We start from the raw sequence: 4,652 nt of genomic DNA on the forward strand, positions 1-4,652 counted from the left end.
CGGGGGCGCGGGCGGCTCGGGGGCGGACCCGCCGTTCCGGCCGCCGGTGAACCCCTGCTCGATCGCCGCGGGCTCGGGCGTGGGGGAGGGCGTGCCCTCCAGCGGGACGGCCGGCCGCCGCCGCCCGTCCGGCTCGGCGTAGTGCGCGGGCAGGTACAGCGTGAACTCGCTGCCCTTGCCCGGCTCGCTGCGGACCTGCACCTCCCCGCCCAGCAGCCGCGCGATGTTCCGGCTGATCGACAGGCCGAGCCCAGTGCCGCCGTAGCGCCGGTTGGTGTTGCCGTCCGCCTGCGTGAACGGCTCGAAGATCACCTGCAGCTTGTCGGCGCTCACCCCGATGCCGGTGTCGATGACCCGGAACGCCAGCACGTCCGGGGTCTGCCACAGCGAGGCCAGGGCGAAGTCGGTGTCCCCGGCGGGCTCGATGAGCAGCTTCACCTGGCCCTCGGCGGTGAACTTCACCGCGTTCGACAGCAGGTTGCGCAGGACCTGCTGGAGCCGCTGCTCGTCGGTGAACAGCGTCGCGGGGACGCCCTCGGCGACCTCGACGCCGAACTCCAGCCCCTTGTCGACCGCCAGCGGCCGGAACGTCGCCTCCACGTAGTCGACCAGCGCCGACACCGGCAGCCGCTGCGCGTGCAGCTCCATCTTGCCCGCTTCGACCTTGGCCAGGTCGAGGATGTCGTTGATCAGCTCCAGCAGGTCCGTGCCCGAGTTGTGGATCGTGCGGGCGAACTCCACCTGCTTGTCGGTGAGGTTGCCGCCAGGGTTCTCCGACAGCAGCTTGGCCAGCACCAGCAGGCTGTTCAACGGCGTGCGCAGCTCGTGCGACATGTTCGCCAGGAACTCCGACTTGTACTGCGAGGACACCGCCAGCTGCTCGGCGCGCTCCTCCAGCGTCCTGCGGGCCTGCTCGATCTGGAAGTTCTGGATCTCGATCGCCCGGTTCTGCTGCGCCAGCAGCGCCGCCTTCTCCTCCAGCTCGGTGTTGGAGTGCCGCAGCTCGCCCTGCTGCCGCTGCAGCTCGTCCGAGCGCTCCTGCAGCTCCTGCGCGAGCCGCTGCGACTCGGTCAGCAGCGCCTCGGTCCTGGTGTTGGCCCGGATCGCGTTCAGCGTCACCCCGATCGTCTCGATCAGCTGGGTGAAGAACGCCAGGTGGACGTCCGTGAACCGGGAGAACGAGGCCAGCTCGATCGCGCCCAGCACCTCGTCCTCGAACACGATCGGCAGCACGATCACGTTCACCGGGGACGCCTCGCCCAGCCCGGAGCCGATCTTGACGTAGTCGGCCGGGGCGCCGGTGATCAGCACCGTCCGGCGCTCCAGCGCGGCCTGCCCGACCAGCCCCTCGCCGGGCTGGAAGCGCACCCCGCGCAACCGGTCCCGGGAGATGCCGTAGCCCGCGATCAGCACCAGCTCCCGCTCGCCCGGCTGCCCCTCGGCCAGGTAGAACGCGCCGTACTGGGCGCTGGCGGTGGGGGTCAGCTCGCTCATGATCAGGTTCGCGACCTGGTAGAGGTCGCGGTGGCCCTGCATGAGCCCGCCGATCCGGGCCAGGTTGGTCTTGAGCCAGTCCTGCTCCTCGTTCGCGCGGGTCGTCTCGCGCAGCGTGGTGACCATCAGGTTCACGTTGTCCGACAGCTCGGCGACCTCGCCGCGCGCCTCCACCGTGATCGTCCGGGTCAGGTCGCCGCGCGCCACCGCGCTCGCCACCTCGCCGATCGCCCGCACCTGCGTCGTCAGGTTGGACGCCAGCTCGTTCACGCTCTCGGTCAGCCGCTTCCAGGTGCCCGACACGCCCTCGACCTCGGCCTGCCCGCCGAGCCGTCCCTCGGTGCCGACCTCCCGGGCCACCCGGGTGACCTCGGAGGCGAACGACGACAGCGTGTCCACCATCGTGTTCAGCGTGGTCTTCAGGGACAGGATCTCGCCCTGCGCGTCCACGTCGATCCGCTTGGTCAGGTCGCCGTCGGCCACGGCCGTCGCCACCTGCGCGATGTTGCGGACCTGGTAGGTCAGGTTGGACGCCATCCCGTTGACGTTGTCGGTGAGGTCCTTCCACATGCCGCCCGCGCCGGGCACGCTCGCCTGGCCGCCGAGGCGGCCCTCGGTGCCGACCTCGCGGGCCACGCGGGTCACCTCGTTGGCGAAGGCCGACAGGGTGTCGACCATGGTGTTGATGGTGTCCTTGAGCTGCAGGATCTCGCCCTGCGCGTCCACGCCGATCTTCTTGGTCAGGTCGCCGTGCGCGACCGCCGTCGTGACCTGAGCGATCCCCCGCACCTGGACGGTCAGGTTGTTCGCCATGCCGTTGACGTTGTCGGTGAGGTCCTTCCAGATGCCCGACACGCCGTGCACCTTCGCCTGGCCGCCGAGGCGGCCCTCGGTGCCGACCTCGCGGGCCACGCGGGAGACCTCGTTGGCGAAGGCCGACAGGGTGTCGACCATGGTGTTGATGGTGTCCTTGAGCTGCAGGATCTCGCCCTGCGCGTCCACCGTGATCTTCTTCGTCAGGTCGCCGCCCGCGACCGCCGTGGTCACCTGCGCGATGTTGCGGACCTGGTAGGTCAGGTTGGACGCCATGCCGTTGACGTTGTTGGTCAGGTCCTTCCAGACGCCGCTCACGCCCGGCACCCGCGCCTGGCCGCCGAGCCGTCCCTCGGTGCCGACCTCGCGGGCCACGCGGGTCACCTCGTCGGCGAACGCCGACAGCGTGTCCACCATCTGGTTCACCGTGGACTTCAGCTGAAGGATCTCGCCCTGCGCGCCGACGGTGATCTTCTTGGTCAGGTCGCCGTCCGCGACCGCCGTCGTGACCTGCGCGATGTTGCGCACCTGGCTGGTCAGGTTGTTCGCCATCGCGTTGACGTTGTCGGTGAGGTCCTTCCAGACCCCCGACACCCCGTGCACCTTCGCCTGCCCGCCCAGCTGGCCCTCCGTCCCCACCTCGCGGGCGACGCGGGTGACCTCGTCGGCGAACGCCGACAGGGTGTCGACCATCTGGTTCACCGTGAGCTTCAGCTCCTGCAGCTCGCCCGCGGCCTCGACGGTCACCTTGCGGGCCAGGTCGCCGCGCGCCACCGCCGTGGTCACCTCGGCGATGTCGCGGACCTGGCTGGTGAGCCGGTCGGCCATGACGTTCACCGCCGCCGTCACGTCCCGCCAGCGGCCGGTCATGCCGCGCGCGGACGCCTTGCCGCCGAGCCGTCCCTCGGTGCCGACCTCGCGGGCGAACTGGGTGACCTCCCAGGTGAACTGGTCGAGCAGCTCGACCATCCCGTTCACCGACTTGGCCATCCGCAGCAGCTCGCCCCGCATCGGACGGCCGCCGACGCGCAGCTCGACGCGCTGGGTCAGGTCGCCCTTCGCGACCGCCTCCACCACCTGGTACATGCCGGTGGCCAGGTCGGTCAGCTTGTCCAGGATGGCGTTGGAGTCCTCCACGGCGCCGGCCCACGAGCCGCGCAGCGTGCCGGGGGTGAGCCGGCCGCGCATCTGGCCGTCGCGGCCGATCTCCCGGCGCACCCGGGCCAGCCCTGACGCGACCTGGTGGCCGTTGTCGCGGATCTGGTCCAGCACGGTCAGTGCCTCGGCGACGGCGCCGTCGCCGGTCACCTCGACGGGGGTGCGCAGCCTGCCGTCCCGGACGGCCGTCAGGGCGCGCAGCAGCGGCTCCAGATCGGCGTCGCTGTACCGCGGGGTGGTGTCCTTGGAGACACCGTCGCCCGCTCGGGATCGCGTGGCGCTACGGGGCATCAGATCCATCCTCCTGGCCGACGGGCGCCCGTTGGCTCGGGCTCCTCGCCGGCCCGCATCTGTACTTTACGTCGCCACTGGCCCGGCGGCCGGTCCTCGGGCCTACCAACACGGCGGCCGGAAGCCGCGTCCGGAAGCCGCTGCGCGGTCGCCCGCGCGGCCCCCGGGGGCCTTCCCCCGACACCGGGAGGCGATGCCGCCCTGGATGACCTCACCCACCCCCACGGGCTTCGTGTTACGGTCTGTCCCGGCGTGAGCACGGTGGACGGTACCGGCGCCTGGCTGGTTGACCAGTCTGTCACGGCGACCGGGCCCGCAGGTTCGGCCGGACTCAGATGTGACGACGAGCAAGGGACGACAGTTGGATCGGCAGACGGCGTCGGCCACCTTCCCGTCCGCTGCGGCCTCCGTGGCGGACGCGCGCCGGTTCGTCCAGCGGACCCTGCGCGACTGGGGCCTCACCGAGGCCGCCGACGACGCGGTGCTCGCGACCAGCGAGCTGGCGACCAACGCGGTGGCCTACGCCGGCACCGCCTTCGACGTGGTGTGCAGCGTCACCGACGACGAGATCCAGATCGAGGTCCGCGACCGGCACCCCACCCGGACCCCGGTGATGCCCGGGGTGACCGCCGCCAGCGGCCGGGGCCTGCCGTCGATCGCCCGGCTCGCGGCGTCCTGGGGCGTCGACTACGACCACGAGAGCAAGGGCATTTGGTTCCGCCTGGCCCGGCCGGGGACCGCGCCCGAGGAGCCCCCGACCGACGACTTCGCCCGCCGCCCCGGCTATCCGGCCCGTCCGGACGCCGCCGGGGAGGCGGCTCCGGGCGCCCCGGCGGCCGGACGCGCCGCCCGCACCGCCGCCGACCCCGGCTGGGGAGCCCCCGAACCCGATTCGC

General features: G+C 71.9%; 2 protein-coding genes. One reads left to right on the top strand and one right to left on the bottom strand.

Annotated elements, in window-relative coordinates; genetic code table 11:
* Window positions 1-3,765 (bottom strand): HAMP domain-containing protein (locus DZF91_RS03100; protein WP_117355989.1); only part of this gene is annotated, 3,765 nt, incomplete at its 3' end.
* Between the two features lie 352 nt (window positions 3,766-4,117).
* Between DZF91_RS03100 and DZF91_RS03105 the strand changes: the two genes are divergently transcribed.
* Window positions 4,118-4,652, top strand: a 535-nt coding sequence (locus DZF91_RS03105; protein ID WP_147340967.1) for an ATP-binding protein, incomplete at its 3' end; no start/stop codon positions are given.

The organism is Actinomadura logoneensis, from assembly GCF_003428695.1.
In the GTDB taxonomy this organism is placed as follows: Bacteria; Actinomycetota; Actinomycetes; order Streptosporangiales; family Streptosporangiaceae; genus Spirillospora; species Spirillospora logoneensis.